The 23,904-nt window shown below is 58.8% G+C and carries 21 protein-coding genes; 12 read left to right on the top strand and 9 right to left on the bottom strand.

Annotated features, from left to right (window positions below; translation table 11 throughout):
• Positions 1–101: 101 nt before the first annotated feature.
• Positions 102–1,574, bottom strand: coding sequence for a MiaB/RimO family radical SAM methylthiotransferase (locus ACUZ79_RS11880; protein ID WP_240824718.1), 1,473 nt, complete (start codon positions 1,572–1,574; stop codon positions 102–104).
• A gap of 59 nt (positions 1,575–1,633) precedes the next feature.
• Here ACUZ79_RS11880 and ACUZ79_RS11875 point away from each other — a divergent pair, with 59 nt between their 5' ends.
• Positions 1,634–2,743 (top strand): M15 family metallopeptidase, encoded by a 1,110-nt coding sequence (locus tag ACUZ79_RS11875; protein ID WP_449251730.1) that lies wholly within the window; start codon positions 1,634–1,636, stop codon positions 2,741–2,743.
• 197 nt (positions 2,744–2,940) lie between these two features.
• Here the strand turns inward: ACUZ79_RS11875 and pgl are convergent, their stop codons facing one another.
• The 5 genes from pgl to ACUZ79_RS11850 all read right to left on the bottom strand — a co-directional run bounded on the left by pgl (position 2,941) and on the right by ACUZ79_RS11850 (position 7,333).
• The gene (pgl, locus tag ACUZ79_RS11870; RefSeq protein ID WP_240824715.1) at positions 2,941–3,687 is read right to left on the bottom strand and encodes a 6-phosphogluconolactonase; all 747 of its coding nucleotides are present in this window, start codon (positions 3,685–3,687) and stop codon (positions 2,941–2,943) included.
• Positions 3,688–3,805: 118 nt separating this feature from the next.
• Positions 3,806–4,864, bottom strand: coding sequence for a translation initiation factor IF-2 (locus tag ACUZ79_RS11865; protein WP_449251729.1), 1,059 nt, complete (start codon positions 4,862–4,864; stop codon positions 3,806–3,808).
• Positions 4,861–5,622, bottom strand: a complete 762-nt coding sequence (locus ACUZ79_RS11860) for a class I SAM-dependent methyltransferase (RefSeq protein WP_449251728.1) — start codon at positions 5,620–5,622, stop codon at positions 4,861–4,863. The genes ACUZ79_RS11865 and ACUZ79_RS11860 overlap by 4 nt, the downstream gene beginning before the upstream one ends.
• Before the next feature lie 193 nt (positions 5,623–5,815).
• Positions 5,816–6,196 carry a RidA family protein gene (locus ACUZ79_RS11855; RefSeq protein ID WP_449251727.1) on the bottom strand — a complete coding sequence of 127 codons (381 nt, stop codon included), beginning with the start codon at positions 6,194–6,196 and terminating at the stop codon, positions 5,816–5,818.
• 198 nt (positions 6,197–6,394) lie between these two features.
• Entirely contained in the window at positions 6,395–7,333 is a 939-nt protein-coding gene (locus tag ACUZ79_RS11850; RefSeq protein WP_240824711.1) for a bile acid:sodium symporter family protein, read from the bottom strand.
• A 199-nt stretch (positions 7,334–7,532) separates the two neighbouring features.
• Between ACUZ79_RS11850 and ACUZ79_RS11845 the strand changes: the two genes are divergently transcribed.
• The 11 genes from ACUZ79_RS11845 to ACUZ79_RS11795 all read left to right on the top strand — a co-directional run bounded on the left by ACUZ79_RS11845 (position 7,533) and on the right by ACUZ79_RS11795 (position 20,589).
• Entirely contained in the window at positions 7,533–8,981 is a 1,449-nt protein-coding gene (locus ACUZ79_RS11845) for a sigma-54 interaction domain-containing protein (RefSeq protein ID WP_449251726.1), read from the top strand.
• A gap of 365 nt (positions 8,982–9,346) precedes the next feature.
• Positions 9,347–10,327 (top strand): TAXI family TRAP transporter solute-binding subunit, encoded by a 981-nt coding sequence (locus ACUZ79_RS11840; RefSeq protein ID WP_449251725.1) that lies wholly within the window; start codon positions 9,347–9,349, stop codon positions 10,325–10,327.
• Positions 10,327–12,312, top strand: a complete 1,986-nt coding sequence (locus ACUZ79_RS11835) for a TRAP transporter permease (protein ID WP_449251724.1) — start codon at positions 10,327–10,329, stop codon at positions 12,310–12,312. Before ACUZ79_RS11840 ends, ACUZ79_RS11835 begins: the two co-directional genes overlap by 1 nt.
• 25 nt (positions 12,313–12,337) lie before the next feature.
• The gene (locus tag ACUZ79_RS11830) at positions 12,338–13,261 is read left to right on the top strand and encodes a dihydrodipicolinate synthase family protein (RefSeq protein ID WP_240824707.1); all 924 of its coding nucleotides are present in this window, start codon (positions 12,338–12,340) and stop codon (positions 13,259–13,261) included.
• Between the two features lie 48 nt (positions 13,262–13,309).
• Complete coding sequence (locus tag ACUZ79_RS11825) at positions 13,310–13,702, top strand: PPC domain-containing DNA-binding protein (RefSeq protein ID WP_192111415.1); 393 nt, start codon at positions 13,310–13,312, stop codon at positions 13,700–13,702.
• A gap of 17 nt (positions 13,703–13,719) precedes the next feature.
• Entirely contained in the window at positions 13,720–13,905 is a 186-nt protein-coding gene (locus ACUZ79_RS11820) for a hypothetical protein (protein WP_240824706.1), read from the top strand.
• A gap of 125 nt (positions 13,906–14,030) precedes the next feature.
• Positions 14,031–14,945, top strand: coding sequence for a thioredoxin-disulfide reductase (gene trxB / locus ACUZ79_RS11815; RefSeq protein WP_449251723.1), 915 nt, complete (start codon positions 14,031–14,033; stop codon positions 14,943–14,945).
• 91 nt (positions 14,946–15,036) lie between these two features.
• Entirely contained in the window at positions 15,037–15,357 is a 321-nt protein-coding gene (locus ACUZ79_RS11810) for a thioredoxin family protein (protein ID WP_240824704.1), read from the top strand.
• A gap of 128 nt (positions 15,358–15,485) precedes the next feature.
• A complete protein-coding gene (locus tag ACUZ79_RS11805) occupies positions 15,486–16,748 on the top strand; it encodes an L-cysteine desulfidase family protein (protein WP_449251722.1) in 1,263 nt (420 codons plus the stop codon).
• 482 nt (positions 16,749–17,230) lie between these two features.
• On the top strand, positions 17,231–18,913 hold the full coding sequence (ettA, locus tag ACUZ79_RS11800; protein ID WP_240824702.1) for an energy-dependent translational throttle protein EttA: 1,683 nt from the start codon (positions 17,231–17,233) through the stop codon (positions 18,911–18,913).
• 68 nt (positions 18,914–18,981) lie between these two features.
• On the top strand, positions 18,982–20,589 hold the full coding sequence (locus ACUZ79_RS11795) for a DUF4139 domain-containing protein (protein ID WP_449251721.1): 1,608 nt from the start codon (positions 18,982–18,984) through the stop codon (positions 20,587–20,589).
• 146 nt (positions 20,590–20,735) lie between these two features.
• On the opposite strand, the gene ACUZ79_RS11790 is transcribed toward ACUZ79_RS11795, so the two are convergent.
• From ACUZ79_RS11790 to ACUZ79_RS11780, 3 genes are all read right to left on the bottom strand, one after another.
• On the bottom strand, positions 20,736–21,449 hold the full coding sequence (locus ACUZ79_RS11790) for a LysE family translocator (RefSeq protein WP_449251720.1): 714 nt from the start codon (positions 21,447–21,449) through the stop codon (positions 20,736–20,738).
• A gap of 33 nt (positions 21,450–21,482) precedes the next feature.
• A complete protein-coding gene (locus tag ACUZ79_RS11785) occupies positions 21,483–22,364 on the bottom strand; it encodes an AraC family transcriptional regulator (RefSeq protein ID WP_449251719.1) in 882 nt (293 codons plus the stop codon).
• 94 nt (positions 22,365–22,458) lie between these two features.
• Positions 22,459–23,748: a molybdopterin molybdotransferase MoeA gene (locus ACUZ79_RS11780; protein ID WP_449251718.1), complete on the bottom strand. Its 1,290-nt coding sequence runs from the start codon at positions 23,746–23,748 to the stop codon at positions 22,459–22,461.
• Between the last annotated feature and the right edge of the window lie 156 nt (positions 23,749–23,904).

Here is a 23,904-nt window from a genome sequence, read left to right as displayed (position 1 = left end):
GGTTCACCGAAAGAGCAGCGGGTTTTATACAGATAAAAGAAAAGGAGAGCCATGCTCTCCTTTTCTTTTATGCAGTGTACAGAGACACTGCGGCACTGCATTTATTTTTGTTCTATCAGCTCCACCACCAGCCCCTTTTCGGTAAGGGCCACGGGCCGCGCGGGCAACAGTCCGGCATCCGCATCGGGCCGTTTGCCTTGTGCGGGCAGGCGGATGGAGCAGGCGGCGTAGTATTCGTTCACGCCCTTCACGGAGTTTTTCTTGGGCTTGCCCGCAGATTCCGGCATGGGGGCGGCATCTGTTGCGGAGTCCGCAAATGCCTGCGGATTGTCAGCCGCCACCAGCATGCGGGGCAGTTTGAGCTGCTCTGCCAGAAAGGCCTGCTGCTTGCGGCCCACGGCTTCGCGCAGGCGGGCAGCGCGTTCAAGCTTGAGGCTGTGGGGGATCTGCCCGTCAAAGCGGTCTGCCGCCGTGCCGGGCCGCCGCGAATAGGGGAACACGTGGGCGTAGCTCATGGGCAGGCGGTCGATCAGTTCCAGTAACTGGCGCATGTCGTCTTCCGTTTCGCCGGGAAAGCCAGCGATGATATCCGCGCCCAGGCCCATGATGGGCCAGTGCGAGGCCAGAGCGCTCACGGCATGCTCCAGCATGGCCGGGGTGTAATGCCCGCGCCCCATGCGTTTGAGCACCGCCTGACTGCCGTGCTGCAAAGAAATATGCAGGTGCGGGCAGAGCATGCGGCAGGCAAGCAGGGCGTCCAGCCCATGCTGATCGAGCTGACCGGGTTCCAGCGAACTGATGCGCAGGCGGGCCTGCCCGGCAAATTCCGGCGCAAGGGCCGCGTCAAGCGTGCGCAGCAGGTTCCAGAAGTCGCCCGTATCCGTGCCGCGTCCGTACTGGCCCAGATTGATGCCGGAAACCATGATTTCCGCATGGCCTGCCTGCAACAGCCGGCGCGCCTCGGAAACGATTTCGTCCACCGGGCGGCTGCGCGGTTTGCCGCGCGTCGAGGGAACAATGCAGTAGGTGCAGCGGTGGGCGCAGCCATCCTGCACTTTCAGTACCGGGCGAGCGCGCTTGAAGGCGGAAATCTGAAATGGCGGAAAGGCCTGCTTGCTTGCTTGCGCCTCGGCCTGTGCGGGCGTCGAGGCGGCAACAGTGGGCGGAGGTGTGGTAGCATCCGGCATCCCTGCAGACGGGGCGACGCCCTCTCCGTCAAGGTCGGCCCACGGGCCATGCAGCAGGCGGCTTTTTTCTTCCTGCGGCACCAGCAGGTCCGGGGCGGCCCAAATGGCGCCGGGACGCGGTTTGTAATCGGCAAAGAGCCGCGCTGCGCAACCGGTGAGAATCAGGCGCGAGGAGGGAGCCTCTCTGCGCAGGCGGAACACGGCATTGCGTGCGTCCCTCTCGCCCTTGGAGGTGATGGCGCAACTGTTGACGCACACCACATCCGCCTCGGCAGGGGCGCTGCATTCCTCGCCGCCCTGGGCAAGCCAGGCTTCGCGCAGTGATTGGGTTTCGTACTGATTGACCTTGCAGCCGAACGTGACCAGATAAAATTTCCAGGCAGACATGGCGCAGATGTACGCAAAAGCGCTTGCCTTGACAAGCCAGGGGCAGCTAGGGTGCCTTCATGCCAATATTGCTGCTTTTTATTTTTTTGTGCTGTGCCCATGTCGCGCAGGCCGAGACGGCAGTGTCATCCAGTGCGCCCTCCAGTGCGCCGATAGCGGCGTCTGCCAATGCAACGCCTGCAAGCCGGACCACTGGGGCTGGCAACGGCCTCATTGACGCCGCAGATCTGCCCGCAGGGCTCGATGATGCCGCGCAGGTGGATTTTTATTGCCTGCGGCGGGCCTATCCGCAGATCACAAACATGACGACGGACGCGCAGGGCCAGTGGCTGGTGTTTAACGATGGCCGGCGCGTGCTGTATAACGTTGCGCCGGGTGCGGCCCCCTTGGCTGGTTCGCAGGAATCCGAGTGGGTAGTGAGCGTGCGGGCGAGCATGGCTGAGCCCTATCCTCTGGAGCCGCAGCGGCCCGATACCCCTCTGGGTGTTTCGCCGGGGCGGCGGCGTTCCTACGATCTGCTGCAAGCCCTTTACGGCTCAACGCCCAAGGCTGTTGGAGGGCACTTGGTTCAAGCCCGCCTGCTGGGGCAACATCTGCATCTTTCACCCGCAGCGGCGCATGCCATGAATAGAGCAAACGCCAATCTTGCCCCGCAAGCCGCTCAGGATCCTCGCCTGAAAACCCTGCTGAAAATGGACGGCGGGTTCGCGTGGCGGCGCATTGCGGGCGAGAACCGCCTGAGCCCTCACGCGTTCGGCATTGCCTTTGACATCAGCCCCGGCATTGCCACCTACTGGCGCTGGAGCAAACTGCGGCCGCACCCCTTGCAACAAAGCTATCCCTCCGCCATCGTGGCAGCCTTTGAAAACGAGGGCTTTATCTGGGGCGGCAAATGGCACGAATATGATCTGATGCACTTTGAATACAGGCCGGAAGTCATCTGCAAGGCCCGCGTGTGGCAGGGCTTGGAACCCTTGCCCATACAGGAACTTTCACAGGAACCCGTACAGGAGGCAGCCCCGGATATTGCCCGGAAGCCCGCGCACAAGACAGTACGGAAGCCCGTGCAGAAACCGGACAAGGCCGAAACGCCGCCTTCAGAGCAGCCGCCCGTCAGCCCTGCTGTAGAGGCAAAGCCTGCTGGTGACGATGCTGCCGTTGCTCCATAACGCAGGCAGAAAGAACGTTTTTTCGCTCATGCAGCTTGCAGGCTGATAATAAAAAGCTCCTTGAAAAAGGAGCTTTTGCGTTTTCAGTATTGCCACATTTGATGGAATGTGCAGGGCCTGCATTTGCTTGGCAGGGATCAAATCAAAGCCACCCGGTGGCGGGTGGCTTTGATTGAGATATCCGTGAATGGGGTGGCTTATTCGCCTCGGGCGGCGGCCTCGTCCACAACCCAGATCAGTTCGCCAAATCCGGGGCGCACCTTTTGTGCGGGCAGGGTGGGTTCGGCCAGGAGGTTGAGCGCGCGCGAAAGCACATCGTGCTTTTCCTTGCCGGTCACGAGGAACATGCAGCAGCGGGCGTTATTGATGACGGGCAGGGTGAGCGTGAGGCGGTCGGCCTTGCGTTCGGGCACGTACTGGTCAATGACAAGGCGCTTGCGCTCGGCAAGAGCGGGCGAATTGGGAAAAATTGAGCCAGTGTGACCGTCTTCGCCCATGCCCAGCAGCATGAAGTCAAAGCGGGGCAGTTCCTGCGGGCCGAGATTGAATTCGGCGCGGATCTGCTGCTCGTATTTGACGGCTGCTTCAACGGGGTCTTCCTCACCGCGCATGCGGAAAAAGTGCATGGCAGGAACCATGCTCAGCAGTTCGCGGCGCGCCAGCCCGTAGTTGCTGTCAGGATGGTCAGGGCCAACGCAGCGTTCGTCTACCCAGTAAAAGGTCATTTTGTCCCAAGGGAGGCGATCTGCCCAGTCTTTGCCCGCCAGCAGGCGGAAAAGCGGCGTGGGGGTCTGCCCGCCGGAGAGCGCGATTCTGAAAACACCCCTGTCGGCAATGGCTTCTTCGCAGGCTGCCGCCAGAATGTGGGCGGCGCGTTCGGCCATGGCGGCAGGATCTTTATGGATATGCACCGTAAGGTGTATGGAACGGCTGAGGCCCGACATTTTGCGGCTCCTTGAGTTTATGTAGGCTGGCACGGGCGTTGTGCGGCCCGCCAACCGCATCACTATGACACATTCGCCTGCGCGAGAAAAGGGCATAGTGGACAGGTGACTGTGAAAACTACTGAAATTCTTCCAGCAGATCAGGCGCTATGGTAAAGTGCAGCATCTCTCCATTGGCGAGGCCCAGAGTTTTCCACGAAGCTTCGCAGGTGAGTTTGCGCGCTGCTACAATGGATTTGCCAAGCGGGCTTGTACCGTCAACTTCAATTGTCCATCTGCGTTCAAACGTATCACCAGGGAATGTGGGCTGCACGGCGTTAAGAAAACGCTGCATCAGCTCCTTGCCGTCCGGCGCAAAAATTTTGACCGAAAGATCCACGTTGTTGACGGGGATCGTGCTGATATTCTTGCTTTGCACGTCCACCACGACAAGAAGCGTCTTTCCGTCTGAAATCAAACCTGCGCTGGCGGTGCAGGCTTTGAGAGGAAGTGTATCTTCCATGCGTTTTTTTATCTTGGCATTTTTGTCAAGAAGCAGTTGCCGTTGCGCGACCATGCGCTCCATCTGGAACTCGCGGAACTGGCGAACAAGCTCCTCGGCATTGACCATGTCGTCCAGCTTCCATCCCTCTGGGGTTTTGTCCATGCGCAGCAGCACTGAAAACTGTTTGTTCAGCACGGGGTGGCGAATCTGCGCTGCTATCAGCGCTGTATTCTCCGTGGAATTCTGCAAGGTCATGGTTGTAAAAAGCTGGGTAAAAAAGTTTGGCGGCAGAACGTACAGGGGGGTTCTGAGGCGCACCAGTTCATCAGTTTCTTCCTTGACGGGCTCTTCCTTGACGCGCGCCTGCTTGAGCAGACCAACCTGAATCATGTCGCTCAGATCACGCAACTGGTTCGGCCCCTTTTTTAAAAAGGGGTAATGCTCTGCAATGGCCTTGGCCAGGGGCAGGGAAATGGCGTCAAAGTTTATGCCTTGCGCAAGTTCTGAGGGTTTGGCCGGGTGCAGGGCGTCCTTTATCTGCGCAAAGGCAAATTCGGCAGTCTGCCTGTACTGGTAGTACCGCCAGCCGCTGAATCCGCCCACCGCCGCCAGAATCACAAGCAGCACTGCGGCCAGCGCCAGCAGGTGCTGGCGTATGAATGCCACAAGGGGGGCAATAAAGGGCAGGTTCATGGCGCTTTCCTCTCTGTGTCGGCAGCCTTGGCCTGAGATTTGTGGCCGCATTCCAGAACAGGCTCTGCGCGGCGCATACGTCTGCGTCCGAGCCGTAAAGGCAGCGGCGTGACCGGGCGGGATTTTGCCATGTCGATACGGATAATGCCCCATGCTCCCATGGGCAGCCAGGGCAAGACCCTGTTACAGCCGGAAAGGGCGCATGATGCATTCCAGGTGCCCTGCGGCGCGGCAAGAACGCTTGCCCCGCTGATGCGGCCAGCCGAAAGGCTCCTGAGCGTCCGCCATATCTGCCACCAGCAGAAGGTCGGGCCGGGCCATGCGTTTTTGCGACCACCAAGCAGGTGGAGCATAAAGGGAAGCGAAGCCGAGTTCCAGAATGTGAGGGCAAGGCCTGCGGAGGCCACGCGCAGCGACTCGGCTATGGCCTTGCGTGTGCTTTCGGCGCTGGGTGAAGCAAGGTGCAGCACAACCCAGTCAAATTCGTCATCATCAAAGGGCAGGTGATCATCAGCGGCGGCCAGCACTTCTGCGCGGTCAGCCATGCGGCTCGCCTCTGCCCGCAACTCGGGGTTGTGCTCCGTGGCGGTCATGTCAAAACCGTATTCCCACAGCAGGGGCAACAGCTCGCCGCGCCCGCAGTTCACCTCAAGCAGGGTGCGGCCACGGCGGGGCCAGGGGGCAAGGCAGTGCTGCACAAGCTGCTTCTGCATATGCAGGGCATACTGCCTAGTGATATCCGACTGTCGGTCATCCATACCGCGCCTCGCATTTGCCGTTAATCTTCTGTATATTCCACTATTTTGCAGCATCTGTAAATCAACAAAGCGCTCAGATGCGGCTGTGTTGCCGTTGCGGCGTGCCACAAACAAACCGCAACGCGGCGGCTTGCAAGCAAGAGCCTCGTTGCGGTTGAATGCCGGGGCATGCCGCCCGTGTTGCCGCTGAAAATTACAGCGTGGCAATGGCCTCAATTTCAACCTGCGCGCCAAGCGGCAGCTTGCAGACCTCAACGCATGAACGCGCGGGGCAGGGAGCAGTGAAATACTTTTTGTACACGTCGTTGACAGCCGCAAAGTTGCCCATATCGGTGATGAATACGGTGGTTTTGACCACATTGGCGGCGGTCAGGCCCTGAGACTCCAGCAATGCCATAACGTTTTTGCAGGCCTGTTCCGCCTGAGCGCTCACATCGCCTTCCACCAGCTTGCCGATGGCGGGATCAATGGGAATCTGGCCGGAAAAGAAGAACATGTTGCCGGTCTTGATGCCCTGGCTGTAAGGGCCGACTGCCCCGGGGGCTTTGCTCGTGCTGATGACTTCCTTGCTCATGGCGCTTCCTTCTTCAAAATTGCTGGTAAGGGTTCAAGGTACTGGGCCGTTGGCCTGCTGTGAGGTTAGCCAATGATATATGACCTGCCAGCGGCGGACGGCTGCGGACAACTTGGCACAGCACCGCGCCGGAGTCAAAGCCCGGCAGCTCGTGGAGGGGCGTTCGGTCTGGTGAGGCGACTCTGCTCAGGGCTTCTGTTACTGGTTAGGTTTCAGTTTTTTACCGTGAAAGTAGTTTGAGACCAGCGCGCCGGAAATATTCTGCCATACGCTGAACAGTGCGCCCGCAATGGCTGAAATCGGGGAAAAATGCGCCAGCGCGAGGGCCGTAGCCAGACCGGAGTTCTGTGTGCCGACCTCAAAGCAGAGGGCGCGGCAGCGGGGTTCATCAAATTTCCAGATGCGGCCCACGGCATAGCCAAAAGCCAGACCCAGCAGGTTATGGCACACGACCACCAGAAAAATATTGGCGCTGGCGCGAAGGATGCTTTGAGCATTGATGGCCATGATGCCAGCCACCACCAGAGTGATGGTAAGCGCCGAGATCGGGGGCAAAAAGGGGATGGCCCGCTCTGTAAGCCTGCCGCAGTAACGGTGCGCCGCAATGCCCAGAATAACCGGGATCACCACGATTTTAAGGATGGAAACGAACAGGGCCCCCATATCTACAGGAACCCACACGCCGCCCAGCAGCCATGTGAGCACCGGCATGAGCGCCAGTGCAACAACGGTTGTCAGCGAGGTGAGCGCCACGGAATACGGCACGTCGCCTCTGGCAATAAAGGTCAGCACATTGGAGGCGGTACCCCCCGGGGCTGTGCCCACAAGGATGACGCCCATTGCCAGATCGGGCGGCAGGGCGAACAGATGGCACAACGCAAAGGCCAGCAGCGGCATGCAGCCGAACTGGGCCAGCAGGCCCAGCAGCAGGGCGCGCGGCTGGGAAAACACCAGGCTGAAATCCTTGAGTCGCAGGGTCATGCCCATGCCAAACATGATGCATCCCAGAAGCGGCGTAACATGCGGGGCCACCCAGCGGAACAGCTCCGGCTTCCACAAAGCCAAAGCCGAGCAAGTCAGAATAAGCACGCCCATATAACGGGTAAGTGCATTGCCAGCGCGCTGTAAGATACTCACCTTTGTCTCCTGTTGCGCGGTTTTCTGCCGCGATGGTGTGAGGCGCATACTGGCAGAGAGAGTACCCGGTTGCAAGCGGGCAAGACTTGTGCTTGGCTTGGGCAAAAGGTATCGCTCAGGTACTTTAAGATGCTGCTTCGACGTGGCGCGCCATGCGTTCTGCATCCTCCAACTAGTTTTTTACCCAAGAGCAGCAGGAATGGCAGAACTTTCCAGCCTTATGCAAATCCAGCCTTTTGTGCAGGCCTATGTGCTTGCGGTTGCTTCCATTCTGGACGCGCCCGTTACCGTGGTTGACTGCAATCTGGTGCGCGTGGGCGGCACAGCGGAATATGAGTCGCTCATCAGCCAGAAGATCGCGCACAGTGCTTTTTTCGACAAAGTATTCAAGACCGGCAAGCCAGCCTTTGTCAAAAACGTGCAGAAGGATCAGGCTTGCAGCGTGTGCGCCAATCGCGAAAACTGCAATGAACTCGCCGACATGGCCTATCCCATCTTTTTGAACAACAAGGTGGCTGGCGTTATTGGCATTGTTGCGTTTAACGAGGACGAGCGAGGGCGGCTGCTGGGGAATCAGAAAAAACTTCAGGAATTCCTCAAATATATGAGCATGCTGATTGAAAGCAAGCTTGTCACGCAGCAACGGTCGCGCATTCTTGAGCACCAGCTTGATGCGGTCGTGAGCGGTGAACGCAAACAACTGGAAGAAACCCCCCTGCTGGGCAACAGCGCTGCCATACGCGATATTCTGGCCCTGGTGCAGAAGATCGCCGCATCAGATTCCACCGTGCTGATCAGCGGCGAAAGCGGCACCGGCAAGGAGGTTCTGGCCCGCACCATCCACAGTATGAGCGGGCGTGGCAAGCGGCTGATGACGGCTGTAAACTGCGGGGCCATTCCTGAAAACCTGGTTGAGAGCGAGCTGTTTGGCTACGAAGAAGGCGCATTTACTGGCGCCAGAAAGGGCGGAAGCATGGGCAAGTTTGAATTGGCTCATGAAAGTACGCTGTTTCTGGACGAAGTGGGCGAGATGCCCTTGCCCGTGCAGGCCAAACTGCTGCGCGTGCTTCAGGATAAATGCGTGCAGCGGGTGGGCGGCTCCGCGTCCATCCCGGTGAATGTGCGCATTGTCTGCGCCAGCAACCGCAATTTGCAGGAAATGGTCGCTCAGGGGACCTTTCGCAACGATCTGTATTACCGCCTGAATGTCATCCCCATCCATATACCGCCATTGCGTCAGCGGCGCGAGGATATCCCTGTTTTTATCGAGAGCTTTCTTGCCCGCTACCGACGTGAGCTGCGCCGCGACATACGCGGGCTTGACCCTGCGGCTTTTGACGCGTTTATGAGCCATGACTGGCCGGGGAATGTGCGTGAATTGCGCAATATCATTGAATATCTTGTTAACGTTGTTGAAGGCCCGCTGATACGGGCCAATGATTTGCCGCAGCATTTTTTTGCTAGGCGGTCGGGAGCATCGTCTGCAACAACGCTCAAGGAAATGCTCGCAGCGCACGAAAAACAGCTTTTGAAGCGCCTGATCTGCGCAGCTGCCAGCACGGAGCAGAAAAAACTTCTGGCTCAGCGTCTGGGCATCAGCAGCGCCACATTGTATCGTAAACTGCAGGAATATAATCTGCTGCATTAGTCCAGCGAAATAATACAACCGCCAGGCTCGTCTTTTCTGACCGTTTCCATGCAGCTGCGGCAAGTGTTTCTCGAATTTGAGAAACCTATTCTCATATTTGAGAACGCAATAATGCCTTGAAATACTAACTAATTTAACTATATTTGTTCTGAATGTTTTCAATTTTGCATCTGGCAGCTCATTGCCCCGGTGTGGGGTGAGTGCAGTAAATGCTAGAGCCGCAAGGTCTGGGAAGGGGTATATGATTTTGGAATGAATTTTGATAGGGTGCTAATGATTTTGGTCCCCCCCCAGAGTATTGCCAAGACCAGCGACGCTGCCGCGCCTTACTAAAGGCCGGGATAAACCGTACACAGGAGTATGCTATGAAAAAGGGTTTGATTTCGCTGTTGGTTGCCGTGGTCATGCTGGCGGCTGGGCTGGCCCAGATGCCCCAGGCGGCGGAGCTGAAAACGTTTACCATTACCTCTGGCCCGCTTGGCGGCGATTTTTACGCCCTTGGCGGCGTTGTCGGCGAGGCGGCACGTTCGGTCATGCCTGGCGCTACCGTGAGCGTCAACACTGGCGGCTCGGTGGAAAACCTGCTGAAGATCGATGCGGGCAAGGCTGATCTTGGCACAAGCATGATCAAGCTGTATGAAGAAAGCCTCAAGGCCGAAGGCGTGTTTGCCAACCGTAAGCCCGTGCAGAATGTAAAAATCATGATGTATGTGGCGCCCATGCCCATGAGCTTCTTTCTTGTGCGTGAGGATTCCCCCTACACCTCCATTGCGGATATTGCCCGCACCAAGCCTAAAATCCGCCTGCTGACCTCCAAAAAAGGCTCCTCGCCCGCTGTTGCCTCTGAGAACATGCTCAAGCAGTACGGTCTCTCGTTTGAAGACATCAAGGAATGGGGCGGCTCCGTGAGCTACGTTTCCTATGCGGAAGCCTCCTCCCTCATTCAGGACGGTCACGCGGACGCCTATGTGGGCCCCATCGTTTCGTCCATCAACGAGTTGATCACCACCGTCAAAATGAAGATGCTGCCCATTGATCAGGCGGTTCTCGACAAGCTGAGCAGCGATGGCTACATGACCTTCACCCTCAAGGCCGGGCAGTATTACTTTATCACAAAGGATACGCCGCACATGGCCGAAACCGTGGTTTTGCCCGTGGGTGCGAACCTGCCTGACGATGCCGTGTACGCCCTGACCAAGGTGCTTTGCGAAAAGCCCGAGATGATCCGTAATGTGCACCAGACCTATTCGGTCTTTGACCCCAGCAAAAGCGCAGATCATATTGCCGTGCAATACATTCATCCCGGTGCCCTGCGTTATTACAAGGAAAAGGGCTGGGTGAAATAATGGCTTCTTCCGAACAAAAGGACGCCACAGGAGCGTCAACCAAGGTCAATCTGGCCCGCAGTGCTGTGGAAAAAGAACTTGCAGGCGAAGCCAGCAATGACTTTGACGAAGTTGCGGGCCAGCAGGGTTTCGCCAGACTTGTGCAATACCTCATATTCTTTGGCTGCCTGCTCTTTGCGGGCTACCATTGTGTCACCACGATTTTTGGCATGCCGGTGGCCTATGTGCATCGGCCCATCCACGTCATGTTTGCTGCATCACTGGCCTTTCTGGTGTACCCATCCAGCAAGAAGCGCGGGCCAGCGCCCCTTGATCTCGTACTGGCGCTGGTGGCTCTGGCGGCTTTTGCGCTGCCTGCCATTCAGGCAGACCAGATTGCGGAACGTCTGGTCATGGTTGACGACCTTACCCTTAGCCAGACCATCAGCGGTATTACTGCCCTGGTGCTGGTTCTGGTGCTTATCCAGCGCGTAGTTGGCATGTCGTTGCTGGTGGTCTGCCTCCTGTTTCTTGCCTATGCGTTGTGGGGGAACCATATCCCCGGCATGCTCGCGCACAAAGGCTTTTCGTGGAACGAAGTGGTGGATTATCTGGGGTTCGGGCTTGAGGGCCTGTATTCTTCAGCCATTGGTGTCTCGGCTACCTACATTGCTGCCTTCATTGTATTCGGCACCTTTCTTGAGAGGTGCGGCGCGGGCGATGTGCTCATGGATCTCGGCCGTGCGCTGACAGGCCATTATCGCGGCGGCCCTGCAAAGATTGCTGTTATTACCAGCGCTTTTTTCGGCACCATTTCCGGTTCGGCTGCCGCCAATGTTTACGCAACGGGCGCGTTCACCATCCCCATGATGAAAAAGGCCGGGTACAAACCTGTGTTTGCCGGCGCGGTGGAGGCTGCGGCCTCCACCGGCGGGCAGATCATGCCCCCTGTCATGGGCGCAGCTGCATTCCTGATGGCGGATACGCTGGGCATACCCTACCTTGAGGTATGCAAGGCGGCGGTGATCCCGGCCTTTCTGTACTTTTTTTCCATCCTCATGATGGTGGACTTTGAGGCTGCCAAGCTGGGCCTTTTGGGGGTTCCCAAGGAAGAACTGCCCCGCATGAAGGATGTTGTCAAAAGACTCTATCTTCTGCTGCCCATTGTGGTGCTGCTTGTGATCATGATGCTCGGCTACACGCCCTTCAGGGCGGCGATTGCTGCCGCTGCGTCTGCCGTGGTTGTTTCGTGGGGCGATAAAAAGTTTGCCATCGGGCCGCGCCGCTTAGTTGAAATACTTTCCACCGCCGGGCGGCGCATGATCCTGATTGCAGTTGCCTGCCTTGGCGCGGGTATTGTCATCGGCGTTGTGTCGCTTACGGGCGTGGGGCTTAACCTCGCCTCGGTGGTCATTTCCATATCCGGCGGCAGCACCATAGTCGCGCTGATTCTGATCATGCTTGCCTCGCTCCTCATGGGCATGGGCACGCCCACCACCGTGGCCTATGTGCTTGTGGCGACCCTGGGGGTTCCCGCCTTGCGCGAGCTTGGCTTCAGCGTGCTTTCCTCGCATTTCTTCGTATTTTATTTCGGGGTGATCTCAATGGTTACTCCTCCGGTGGCCGTTGCCGCTTACGCTGGCGCGGAAGTGGCGGGCGCCTCCATGATGCGAACGGGCCTGATCGCCTCGCGCTTGTGCAGCGTGGCCTTTATTGTGCCGTTCTTCTTTATGTATGACCCGGCTCTGCTCATGCAGGGCGAGTGGCAGAACATCCTCCAGGTTTTTGTTACCGCCACCATTGGCACCATTGCCCTGGCTGGCGGCATGGAACGCTGGTTTTTCCGCCCCATACCGTTGCCGGTGGCCCTGCTGTTGATTGTGGGCGCGTGTCTGCTGATTATCCCCGGCACCATTACAGACATGATTGGCCTTGGCATTGTGTTTGTTACCGGCGCATATTGTAAAATGAGCAGCAAGGCCGTGCAGGCCCGTGCTGTTGCCTGAGGCAGAGCATTAAAGGAGATTGAAGATGGGAAAATTGATTTATCCTGAAGGTTCCTGGGTAGCGATTGTTACCCCCTTTACCGAAAATAACACCATTGACCTCGGTGTAATGCATGATCTTGTGGATTTTCACGCCGCCAACGGCACCAGCACCCTGCTGGTGCTGGGTTCCACCGGCGAACCCACAACCCTGACCATTGAAGAAAAAAAGACCGTCATCAAGGACATGGCCAGCTACTGCAAGGGCAAGATCCATGCGTTTTTTGGCGTGACCCACGGCGACACCGAAAAAACCATCGAACTTGCGCGCTATGCGCAGGAGCAGGACGCGGACGGCATCGTTGTTGTGGTGCCGCCCTATCTATGCCCGGATCAGGCGTCCGTGCTGGAATACCTCATTGATGTCTGCCTTTCTGTTGATATCAGCGTGGGCCTGTACAACAACCCCGCCAGAGTCGTGGCCAACGTCAATGCGGAAACAGTCATCACCCTGTTCAATTCCGTACCTAACCTGGTGGCCGACAAGGAAGCCATGCCCAACGTGGGCCAGATTGCCACCATTCAGGAAGGCACCCACGGCGAACTGCCCATCCTGTGCTGCGATTCGCCCGCCTACGCCCTGACCCTGCCCGTGCTGGCCTTTGGCGGCGCGGGAACAGCCAACGTGACGGGCAATATTCACCCCCGCGCCATGGCTGAAATGTCCCGGCCCTGGAAGAATTTTGAAGACGTGCAGCGTACCCGCAGGATTTACAACGAGCTGCTGCCCATCATGGAGGCCTGCTACGCTGCCACCAACCCTGTGGCGGTCAAGACCTTTGTGCGCCTGCTGGGCTTTCCTGTCGGTCACTGCAAGCGCCCCATGCGCGATGTCAGCCCCGAGATTCAGGAAGGCATGAAGTGGCTGATTGAAGAATTTGAGCTCAAGAAAATCTACAACCTCAAGTGATGCCCTGTAGTTACAGCTTATAACTTCATGGTGAGCATCGAGGATTTCATGCAAGTAACAGAACTGACCCAGCCCAAGTGGTACAAATTGCGCCTTGGCCCAGGCTCTGACCTGTTTCAGGGCTTGCGGGATTTTTTTGAGCAGCAGAAGCTTGAACGGGCCTTTATTCTTTCAAGCATTGGCTCCCTTGAAAAAATTATCTGCAACTATCCCGTAACATGTACAACCATGCCGCCGCCGGTGAAATCCAAAACCATTGAAAAGTTCTTGGAAGTCAACGGCATCACGGGCGAAATGTGGCGCGAGAACAATCAGGTGCGCGTTCACCTGCACGGCTCTGTAACCCACGAGGGCGAAACGCTTTTTGGGGGCGGCATGGCTGATGGCGCCAAGGTGCTGGTTCAGGTTGAGATGGTGGTCATGGGACTGCTGGAACAATAAATTTCTGGAGAAAGATCATGCCTTTTCTTACCTTTACCTGCGAACACTGCAACAAGGTATCTCACCGGTTTCTGCGCCCCTCGCAGGTGCGCGGCACGGTTCTTTGCCCCCATTGCAAAAAGCCCATCACTTCGGGCGGCAAATCTGCATCCAGTTCGCCAGCGCCCGCCAGCGGCCAGCAGGTAACCTGCGCGAAACTGTAGGCGCGTACACTCTTCATTTAATTGGGCGCACCCCTTCCGGCGCAATGGATTTGCCGGATATCCGCTGCGGGAAACCGCAGCGGCAGGGGGAGCGCGCCCCGAAAAACCAAAATTTGGCGGATACCATGCAGGAGCATGAACTTGTCGTTATCGGTGCTGGCCCTGCCGGAGCCAGCGCAGGCATATACGCCCGTAGGGCGGGCCTCAACGTGCTGCTGCTGGAAAGCGGTAATGGCGGCAGCCAGATATGCAATACACTTGATGTGGAAAACTGGCCCGGTCTGCCCAATGTGAGCGGGCCGGAACTGGACAAATCCTTTCGCGAGCATGCCGGGCATCTGGGGTGCACTTTTGCCAGAGGCGACGTGCTCGGGCTGGAAGGGCAGGGCGACCGCCAGATTATCCGCACCACCAAGGGCGACTACGCGGCGCAGGCTGTCATCATCGCCAGCGGCGCTACCCACCGGCGGCTTGGCTGCCACGGTGAAGACACGCTGACCGGGGCAGGCGTGAGCTACTGCGCCGTTTGCGATGCGCCTTTTTATGAAGGCGAGGCTGTGGCTGTTGTGGGCGGCGGCAATACAGCGGTGGAGGAAGCCCTCTACCTGACGCGCTTTGCCAGCAAGGTGTACATTGTTCATCGGCGGGATGCCTTCAGGGCGGACAGCGTGCTGACAGGCCGCGCCCTCGCCAATGACAAAATCATTCCAGTCTGGAACAGCGCAGTGGCGAGCGTCAACGGCAGAGATATGGTCGAAGGCATGACCCTTCGCAACACGGTCAGCGGTGACTGCACCGAGCTTGAAGTGGCGGGCGTGTTTGTATGCGTGGGCATTGAACCCAATACGGCATTTCTTGATGAGCGATTTCTGCGCGCGGATGGAGGCTGGCTGGCTACGGATGTCCACCTGCGCACATCTGTTCCGGGTGTTTTTGCAGCGGGCGACGTGCGCGACACCCCTTTGCGCCAGATTGTCACGGCGGCGGCAGACGGTGCGCTGGCTGCCATTTCCGCCTATCACTGGCTGCAATCCCGGTAGCGAGTTTTCAGCCTTCGCGGCCCGCGTGGCCTGCGGCTGTGCAGAAAAATAAACGCCGTCTGCGGTACGGCAGATCGGCAAGGAGATTCCCATGCTTGCAATAGACAGAGACAGTTTTGAACAGGAAGTGCTGCAAAGCAGCGAGCCGGTAGTTGTGGAATTTTGGGGCGAGCAGTGCTCCGTTTGCGTGGCCATGATGCCGGAAGTGGAAGAACTGGCGAAAAATTTTGAAGGCCGGGTCAAGTTTTGCAAGATTCCCATTGCCGGAAGCCGCAGGCTCTGCATTGAACTCAAGATCATGACCGTGCCTGTGTTTCTGTTCTACAAGAATGGAGAACTGGTTGACCGCATCGCCAATCAGGATCTGAGCGTGGAAAACATCCGCGCCAAGGCGGAATCCCTGCTGAAATAGCCTTAATGGGCGGCGCGACGGTGCTGGCTGAGTTTTCTCCCTGACCGCAGGCAGACCAAGGACAATACAAACTGACATGGGGCATAGTTGCGTTCGCTTACTGGGCGCGTATGACCATGATGGATACTATGGATACTTACGTAAAATATCTCGAAATTCTGCGCGAAGAGCTGATCCCGGCCCAGGGTTGCACCGAACCCATCGCCATTGCCTTTGCCGGAGCGCTGGTGACAAAGGTTCTTGGAACCTTTCCCGATCGCCTGACGGTGGCTTGCAGCGGGAACATGATCAAAAACGCCAAGAGCGTAGTTGTGCCCAATTCCGGCGGGCAGAAGGGCATTGCCGTTGCCGCCACGCTCGGCGCAGTGGGGGGCAACCCCGATTTGCAGTTGCAGGTGCTCACTCCGGTTGCCCCTGAGGATGCCGAGCGCGCCCGGCAGCTTACGGCGGCGGGATTTTGCACGGTGGAGCTGCTCAAGAGCATTGTTAACCTGCACATTCTGGTGACGGCGGTGGCTGGCGACAGCAGCGCCGTGGTGGAAATTGCCGAGGAGCACACCAACGTGGTGCGCATTGAAAAGAACGGCAAGATTCTTGAGGGCGGGGAATACAAGCCTGATGTGCAGGGCCATGAAGAAAGCCGCGCTTTTATGAGCATAGCCGGGATTCTTGATTTTGCCGAAAACTGCAATATTGAAGATGTGCGCGATATTCTGGACAAGCAGATTCTGTGCAACAGCAATATTGCCGTTGAAGGCCTGAGCCACCAGTATTCCATGGGGGTTGGCCGCTCCCTGCTTGATTCGCGCGGCAGCGATGTGCGCACCCGGGCCACAGCGGTGGCAGCCGCTGGCTCCGATGCCCGCATGGGCGGCAGCGATCTGCCGGTTATCATCAATTCCGGCAGCGGCAATCAGGGCATTACGGTTTCGCTTCCGGTCATTGAATACGCCCGCGAGCTGGGCCTGCCGGACGAAAAGCTTTACCGGGCGCTGCTCATCAGCAATCTTGTGGCCATACACAACAAGTCGGGCATTGGCAGGCTTTCGGCCTACTGCGGGGCTGTCAGCGCAGCCTGCGGCAGCGGGGCCGCCATTACCTGGATGCACGGCGGCAGCTATCAGCAGATTGCCGACACCATCATCAATACGCTGGTCAATGTGTCGGGCATTGTGTGCGATGGCGCCAAAAGCTCGTGCGCTGCCAAAATATCCTCGGCAGTGGATGCCGCCATCACCGCGCACGATCTCTCCATGCAGGGCAAGGTTTTTCCTGCGGGCGAGGGCATTGTGAAAGGGGATGTGGAAGAAACCATCCGCAGTGTTTCCCGTCTTGCCCGTGAGGGCATGCGCGAAACGGATATTGAAGTGCTGCATATCATGATTGATTAGGCGGCGGGGCTGGGCCTGCTTCTGATTGGGGCGCGCTGTGTTTGCTGCGCGCTTGCCGCGCCTGTCGGTTTTGGCCTGACAGGCGCGGTTGCTTTTGTGGTGGATGGCAGCATATCCTAGTTCTGCTCAGAGTGTGCCGTTGCTGTAGCGCGAGGCCACTTGAAAAAGAATCCGCTAACGGATAGGCTCATATATTACACGAGCGCCCAGTGCATTGGCGAGTCTGGCGGGCCTGCGGGCCTCTCTGTCTGACCAAAGGCTTTCTCTGTACGCTGTGCGCGGCAAACCGCAGAAATCTGCGGCCTGCCCGCACAGGGCAATCGTTTTATCCGCCTGACGGAGCTGCCGTTTTGGCGGCGCAAACCCTTGGCCTGCATGGCCGGGTTTGTCATCAATCCAGCGCGCCCATTTGGCGCGCGCTTCGCCCCGCGCTATCTCAAACGGCGCAGGGCCGGAAGCGTCACCAAATTTTGAGGAGCATCATGAGTAACGAACCGGACAAGATTATTTATTCCATGATCCGCGTCACCAAGCGCCATGGCCAGAAGGAAGTGCTGAAAGACATTTCTCTTTCGTACTTCTACGGGGCCAAAATCGGCGTGCTTGGTCTGAACGGCGCGGGTAAATCCAGCCTGCTGCGCATTCTGGCGGGCGTGGATCAGGCCTTTGACGGCAAGACCGTACTGGCCCCGGGCTACACCATCGGCTATCTGGAACAGGAGCCGCTCAAGGACGAAACCCGCACAGTGCGCGAAGTGGTGGAAGACGGCGTGAGCAACCTCACCGCCATTGCCCGCGAATTTGAAGAAATCAACGCCAAGTTCGCCGAGCCAATGGAAGCGGACGAGATGGACGCCCTCATCGCCCGTCAGGCCGAAGTGCAGGAACTCATGGACGCCAAGAACGTCTGGGATCTGGATTCGCGCCTTGAAATGGCCATGGACGCCCTGCGTTGCCCCCCCGGCGACATGCCCGTTGCCCAGATTTCGGGCGGCGAGCGTCGCCGCGTGGCCCTGTGCCGCCTGCTGCTGGAATCGCCCGACATTCTGCTGCTTGACGAACCCACCAACCACCTTGACGCCGAGTCGGTGGCCTGGCTGGAGCGCTTCCTCTCCACCTTCCCCGGTACAGTCATTGCCGTTACCCATGACCGCTACTTCCTCGACAACGTGGCGGGCTGGATTCTGGAACTTGACCGTGGCCGTGGCATTCCGTGGAAGGGCAACTATTCTTCCTGGCTGGAGCAGAAGCAGAAGCGCCTTGCCAACGAAGAAAGAACCGAAGCCGACCGTCAGAAGACCCTGCAACGCGAGCTGGAATGGGTGCGCATGTCGGCCAAGGGCCGTCACGCCAAGGGCAAGGCGCGCCTTAACGCCTACGAGGCCATGCTTTCCCACGAAAGTGAAAAGCGCGCGCCTGATCTGGAAATCTACATTCCGCCGGGACAGCGTCTGGGCAAGGTCGTTTTTGAGCTTGAGGGCGTCAGCAAGGGCATGGGCGAAAGGGAACTGATGGAAAACGTCAACGCCATCATCCCCCCCGGTGCCATTGTGGGTATTATCGGCCCCAACGGCGCGGGCAAGACCACCCTGTTCAAGATGCTCGTGGGGCAGGAAAAACCCGACACAGGCACGCTCAAGGTGGGAGAAACCGTGCAGTTTGCCTATGTGGATCAGGGCCGTGAATCGCTCACGCCCGGCAAGACGGTGTATGAGATCATCAGCGATGGCGCTGAAGTCATCAAGCTGGGCGGGCGTGAAGTCAACGCCCGCGCCTATTGCACGCGTTTCAACTTCCACGGTGCCGATCAGCAGAAGAAGGTGGACGTGCTTTCGGGCGGTGAACGCAACCGCGTACATCTGGCCTGCATGCTCAAGTCTGGCGCAAACGTGCTGCTGCTTGACGAACCCACCAACGATATTGACGTAAACACCATGCGCGCCCTTGAAGACGCGCTGGACAACTTTGCCGGTTGCGTGCTGGTTATCAGCCATGACCGCTGGTTCCTGGACCGCGTGGCCACGCACATCATGGCCTTTGAAGGCGATTCCAGCGTGGTGTTTTATGAAGGCAACTATACGGACTACGAAGAAGACCGTAAAAAGCGGCTCGGCAAAGACGCCGACACGCCGCACCGCATCAAGTACCGCAAACTGACGCGTTAGCCGCCCGCCGCCGCGCTGCATCTTGCGGCGCGGCGGCTTTGTATGCGGCGGTTTTCGCCGGAGGGCCAATGTCGTACACCGTCCTTTCTCCCCTGCGTTTTTTTCTTTCCGGTCTTGGCATTTGCCGCAGATCTGCCAGCGGGCGGCCTGCCTTGCTTGCTCTTACCCTCTGCTTTTTGAGCGGATTGTTTTCTTTGAGCGCTCTGGCCGCAGCCTTGCCCAACACGCCAGCAGTGCCGAAGGCCGCGCGCCTCACGCCTTCCGGCGGGTTGCTTGAGGTGGAGCAGCAGGCGCCTGTGGTTTCCACCGATGGCGCAAGTCAGGTGCGCGTAGTGCTGCCCGCCGGGGCCGAGAATTTTCAGGTCTCCATACCGGGCCATACCATCGTGCGCTGGGCGTTTTTGCCCCAGACTCTCGATCAGGGCGGCAATCTTGCAAAACTGCGCGAAGAGCGCCAGCACGCGCTGATGACCCTCGCGGGCAAGCTTGAGGCCGTAAAGGCCCAGTTGGCCCTGTGGGAAGGCGCGCCCGCCGAGGGCAGCTTTCAGGATATGATCCAGCGCGAAAAGCGCGTGGCCGAGGTAGTGCCAGCCCTCAGCTACGAAAAGGCCGAGCTGGAGCGCCGTCTGGCACTGTTGAAGCAGGAGTTGCAGCAGTTGCCGCCAAGCCCCGAGCTTGGGCAGACAGTGCTGATCACCCTGCAAAAGCAGGTATCCGCAACAACGCTGCCTGTACGTTACAGTTATACGCTGCGCAATTGCGGCTGGCGGCCCGCCTATGTTTTTGACGTGCAGCCCGACAAGGGCAAGGGCGATGCCGTGAGCGTGCGCTTTATGGCCGAGGTGTGGCAGTTCTCCGGCATGGACTGGACAGACACGCGCCTGACGCTTGTTTCCCGTGGGCAAGGCCCGCGTGAACCCATGCCTTTGCCGCACTGGGTGATTGACTCGCAACCTCAGCCCGTGGCCCAGCCCCTTGCCAAGGCGGCCCCGCGTATGCTGATGACAGCCGATGCCGCCATGTCCGAAGCTGCTCCTGCCCCTGCCGCGCCTGTAGAAGCCGACACCAGTGGTATGTACGCCGCCTGGACGCCCGGAGAAAAGGGCTTGCCTGAAGGCCGTTCGCGTCTGCTGGTGCTGGCGGACGAATGGAAGGCCCCCTTGCAGTGGCTGGCGCGTCCCTCCGTGGGCGACAGCCGCGTGTGGCTCATGGCGCGCCATACCCTGCCCGAGGGACAGGCCTGGCCTGACGGCCAGGCGGAGTTCAGCGTGGACGGGCAGAGCGTGGGTATGGGGCAGTTCCGCCCCAAGGGCAACGAGGTTACGCTCTACTTTGGCGCTGACCCGCGCGTGCAGGTCAATGCCGCCGCCGATCTGCGCCAGCGCGGCGAAAAGGGCTTTATCGGCAAGAGCCGTACCTGGACATGGGGCTGGACGTATACCGTGCGCAACACCCGCGACAGGGCCGTGACCGTGCGCCTTGAGCGGCCCATGCCCATGCCGGTGGATCAGGGCGTTACCGTGACCTACCGCGACAAACCGCAGGCCCAGCAGGATGCCAAGGAACATCTGCTGTTCTGGAATGTGGATGCGCCTGCGGGCGGCAAGGCCGAGGTCAAGCATGAGTTGACCATCACCTCGCCTGTTGAGATTGAGCTGAATCCCGATGCACCCTAGTTTTCGGAGGCGGTAAGATTCGTTACGGGGGCGGATTCCTTCCCCGAAAGTCCGCGTCCCTGAACCATTATCCTGAGATATATCTGTCTGATACAAAGAAAGCCCGCGTTGCAGTGACGCGGGCTTTCTGTCTTTTTTCGGCATGCTCAGTAAAACAGGGGCCGTAGCGCCAGCCAGAGGGCAATACTGGCAAGCGTCAGCCCTGCCAGCCCTTCAATGAGTGGAATGCGCTTTTCCAGCGCCCGCTGCGCGCCGGGCAGGGATATGGCGGCGGCAAGGGCGGCGTCCCAGGCAAAGACCAGCAGGGTCATCCACAGTCCGGCAAAGGCCTGCTGCGGCAGGGTGGCGGTGGGGCCGAGGATTACTGTCATGAGCGTGAGGTAAAAAACGGCGTTCTTGGGGTTGAGCAGGGCAGAGCCTAGCCCCGTGAGCAGTTGCCTGCCGGGAGAAAGGGGGCTTGCATGGCCTGTGGCGAGGCTGCCTGTCTGGTTAGGCGAAGGTTGGCTTGGCGCATGCTGGTCTGGTGTGGGCTGGTCTGGCGAGGGCTTGCTGTTGGCGGCCTTCCGGCTGGCCCGCAGCAGCAAAAAGCCCAGCCATGCCAGATAGGCCGCGCCTGCAAGCTCCAGCAACCGGTACAGGGCGGGCATCTGCCGCATGACCGACCAGCCGGAGACCGCCAGGCAGATATACAGGGCATTGCCCAGGGCGATGCCTAAACAAATAAACAGCGAACCGCGCAGCCGATGCCTCACGGCGTGCCCAATGATAAGGAAAAAATCCGGGCCGGGGCTGAGCAGGGCCAGAAAGTGCGCCAGCGCAAGGGCAGGGAAAGCAGCGGGAATCAGTGTGGAAACAGGCATGGGTGGCCTCCTTGCGGACAGCACACCCTCTTTTTATTTGCGCGTATTGTACGAATGTGACCGCCCCCGCTGATAGCAGCCAGGCGTGACGGAATAAAATTTTACAAACATGCGGTGAAAATGGCTTTGATCGACATAGCCAGCCGCAAGGGCCGCATCGGCAATGCTCTTGCCCTGCCGCAGCATGGCGCGGGCCTTTTCCAGCCGCAGGCAGTGCAGCCACGCCTTGGGCGGCAAGCCCGCCGTGCGGCGGAATGCGCGCGAAAAGCTCTCGCGCCGCAGGCCAGCCCTGCGGGCCAAAGATGTAACGGGCGCATGGTCTGTGGCATCCGAGCCGTTTTCACCTGCCATGGGCGCGCTGTCGGCGGCCAGCAGAATGTTTGTGGTGGCAAGGGGATAGTCCGTCTTTTTGCCAGCATGTTCAGATATGTTGGCGAGGCAGCCGTATCCCCATTGAAGCTGCCTGAAAAGCGCCGCAATGAGTATTTCCGCATCATCCGCACCACTGCAAAAAGCCTCCATGGCGGCAATCCCCTGTTGAAAGAGCGCCGGGTCGCGCACAACGGGCAGCGTTACTTCATACGCATCGGCAATCCCCATGGGGCGGCAGATATTGCGCGCAAACCATGCCGCGTCAAAATAGGCCATAAGGTAGCTGCGCGCTTTTCCGTGCAGAGGATTGCAACTATGCGGCAGCCCGGGGGCAATCAGGGCGATGTCGCCCTTGAGCGCTTCATGCCTTTGCCCCATGAGCGTAAAACAGGTGCCGCCCTCAAGAATCAGGCCAAAAGAAAAAGCTGAATGGAAATGCTCGGCGTAGGGCTGGGTGCTTTGCAGCGTGGTGCGCACTTCAAGATACGGATACTTGTCCGGAGAAATGAAGGTTTGCTGTGGGGTAGAAGGGCGGGGAGGCATGGCTTTTCACCGTTTGCAGTTGATGTGCCTGCAAGTGTAGCCACAGCCATGCGGCATGGCAAGCTGGTGGCGTGCTGGGCAGACGGACAGGGGGTCAGGCAAAGAGGCGCACACGCACGGCAGCGCCACGGCGTAAACCGCCTCTGGACATATCATTGCTGCCGGGCATGGTTATCCAGCCGTCCATGTCGCGCAGCACGGCGGTTTTGCCAGTGCCAGCGGCAACGGGCCAGGCCGTCACGCGACCATGCTCACGCCGCAATATCACGGGGTAGTGGGTGGGGGCGTTTCCCTCCACAGGCAGGGCAATGCCAAGGCGCGCCAGCACAACTGGTTGCCAGTTCATATGCTGCGGCGAGCCCTGCTGCCCGGCAAGCCTTTGCAGCAGGGGCACCAGAAAAACCTGCGCAGCCAGCGCAAGGCTGAGGGAATGCCCCGGCAAACCCCAAATAGTTGTCTGCCCCCTGCGGGCAAGGGTGAGAGGGCGGCCACTGCTTACCCGCTGGTCATGCCCGCACATCTCGCAGCCCGGCAGGCCTGCTATGGTCTGGGCGCTGAAATCGCGTTTGCCGCCGGAAGAACCGCCAATAACCACAATGACGTCGCAAGGCGTGGGGCCATCGGGCAAGGCCGCGCGCAGATGCTGGCCCAGAGCCTGCACATTGTCCGGCGCAGTGCCAATGTGCAGGCAGTTTGCGCCCAGAGAGGCGGCAAGCCCCTCCAGAAGCAGGGCATTGGTATTGCTCTGGCAAGCGGAAAAGCCGTTCTGCAGGTCAGAACCGCAAAATTCGTCGCCAGTGGAAAGAATGCCCATCACTGGCTTGCGGCGCAGCGGCACCTCTTTGAAAAATTGCGCCAGCAGGGCCATGTGGTGCGCCCCAAGCTTCGTTCCAGCCTGTGCCAGCAGCGCGCCCTGAGGCATGTCCGCACCGGGTGCAAGGATATTTTCCCCCGCTGCGCACGGGGCGGAAGCTGCCACGATCGGCGGAGCATCCTTTGACCCTGCCGACGGATCCACTAGTGTCGCAAATTCCTGCATAAGCACGGCGTCAGCGCCTTCGGGCAAGGTGCTGCCCGTGTAGACGCGCCATGCCTCGCCTTTTTGCAGCGTGCCGCCGCAGGACCTGCCCATGCGGCTTTCACCTGTCATGTGCAGCAGCACCGGGGTTGCGGGGCATGCCCCGGCAACGTCTGCGGCGCGTAGCGCGTACCCATCGCGTGTGGAGCGGCGGGTGGAGGGGCAGGGAACGGGCGCGTGCATATCTGCGGCAAGCACTCTGCCAAGGGCAGCGCTTACAGATACAGGCTCTGCCTGCAAAGGATTTGCTCCGGCAATAAAGGCGGTAATATCCGCAGTTTCCCGCAGGCAAAAATACAGGGACACGCCGTGACCTTCCTTGTGGATTGCACTCCACTGGTTGATTTTTTATTTTTGTAACTATAGTAATTTACAATGGAATTGTAAATATCGTTATATTTTAGTATGTTAAAAAATATTTAAGGTGGTGAAAAATAACACATGAGCTTGACTGCATAAAGC

This window comes from Desulfovibrio faecalis (assembly GCF_053570625.1).
The sequence above is the reverse complement of the archived record's forward strand: the minus strand, read 5'-3'. Positions and strand labels throughout refer to the sequence as shown.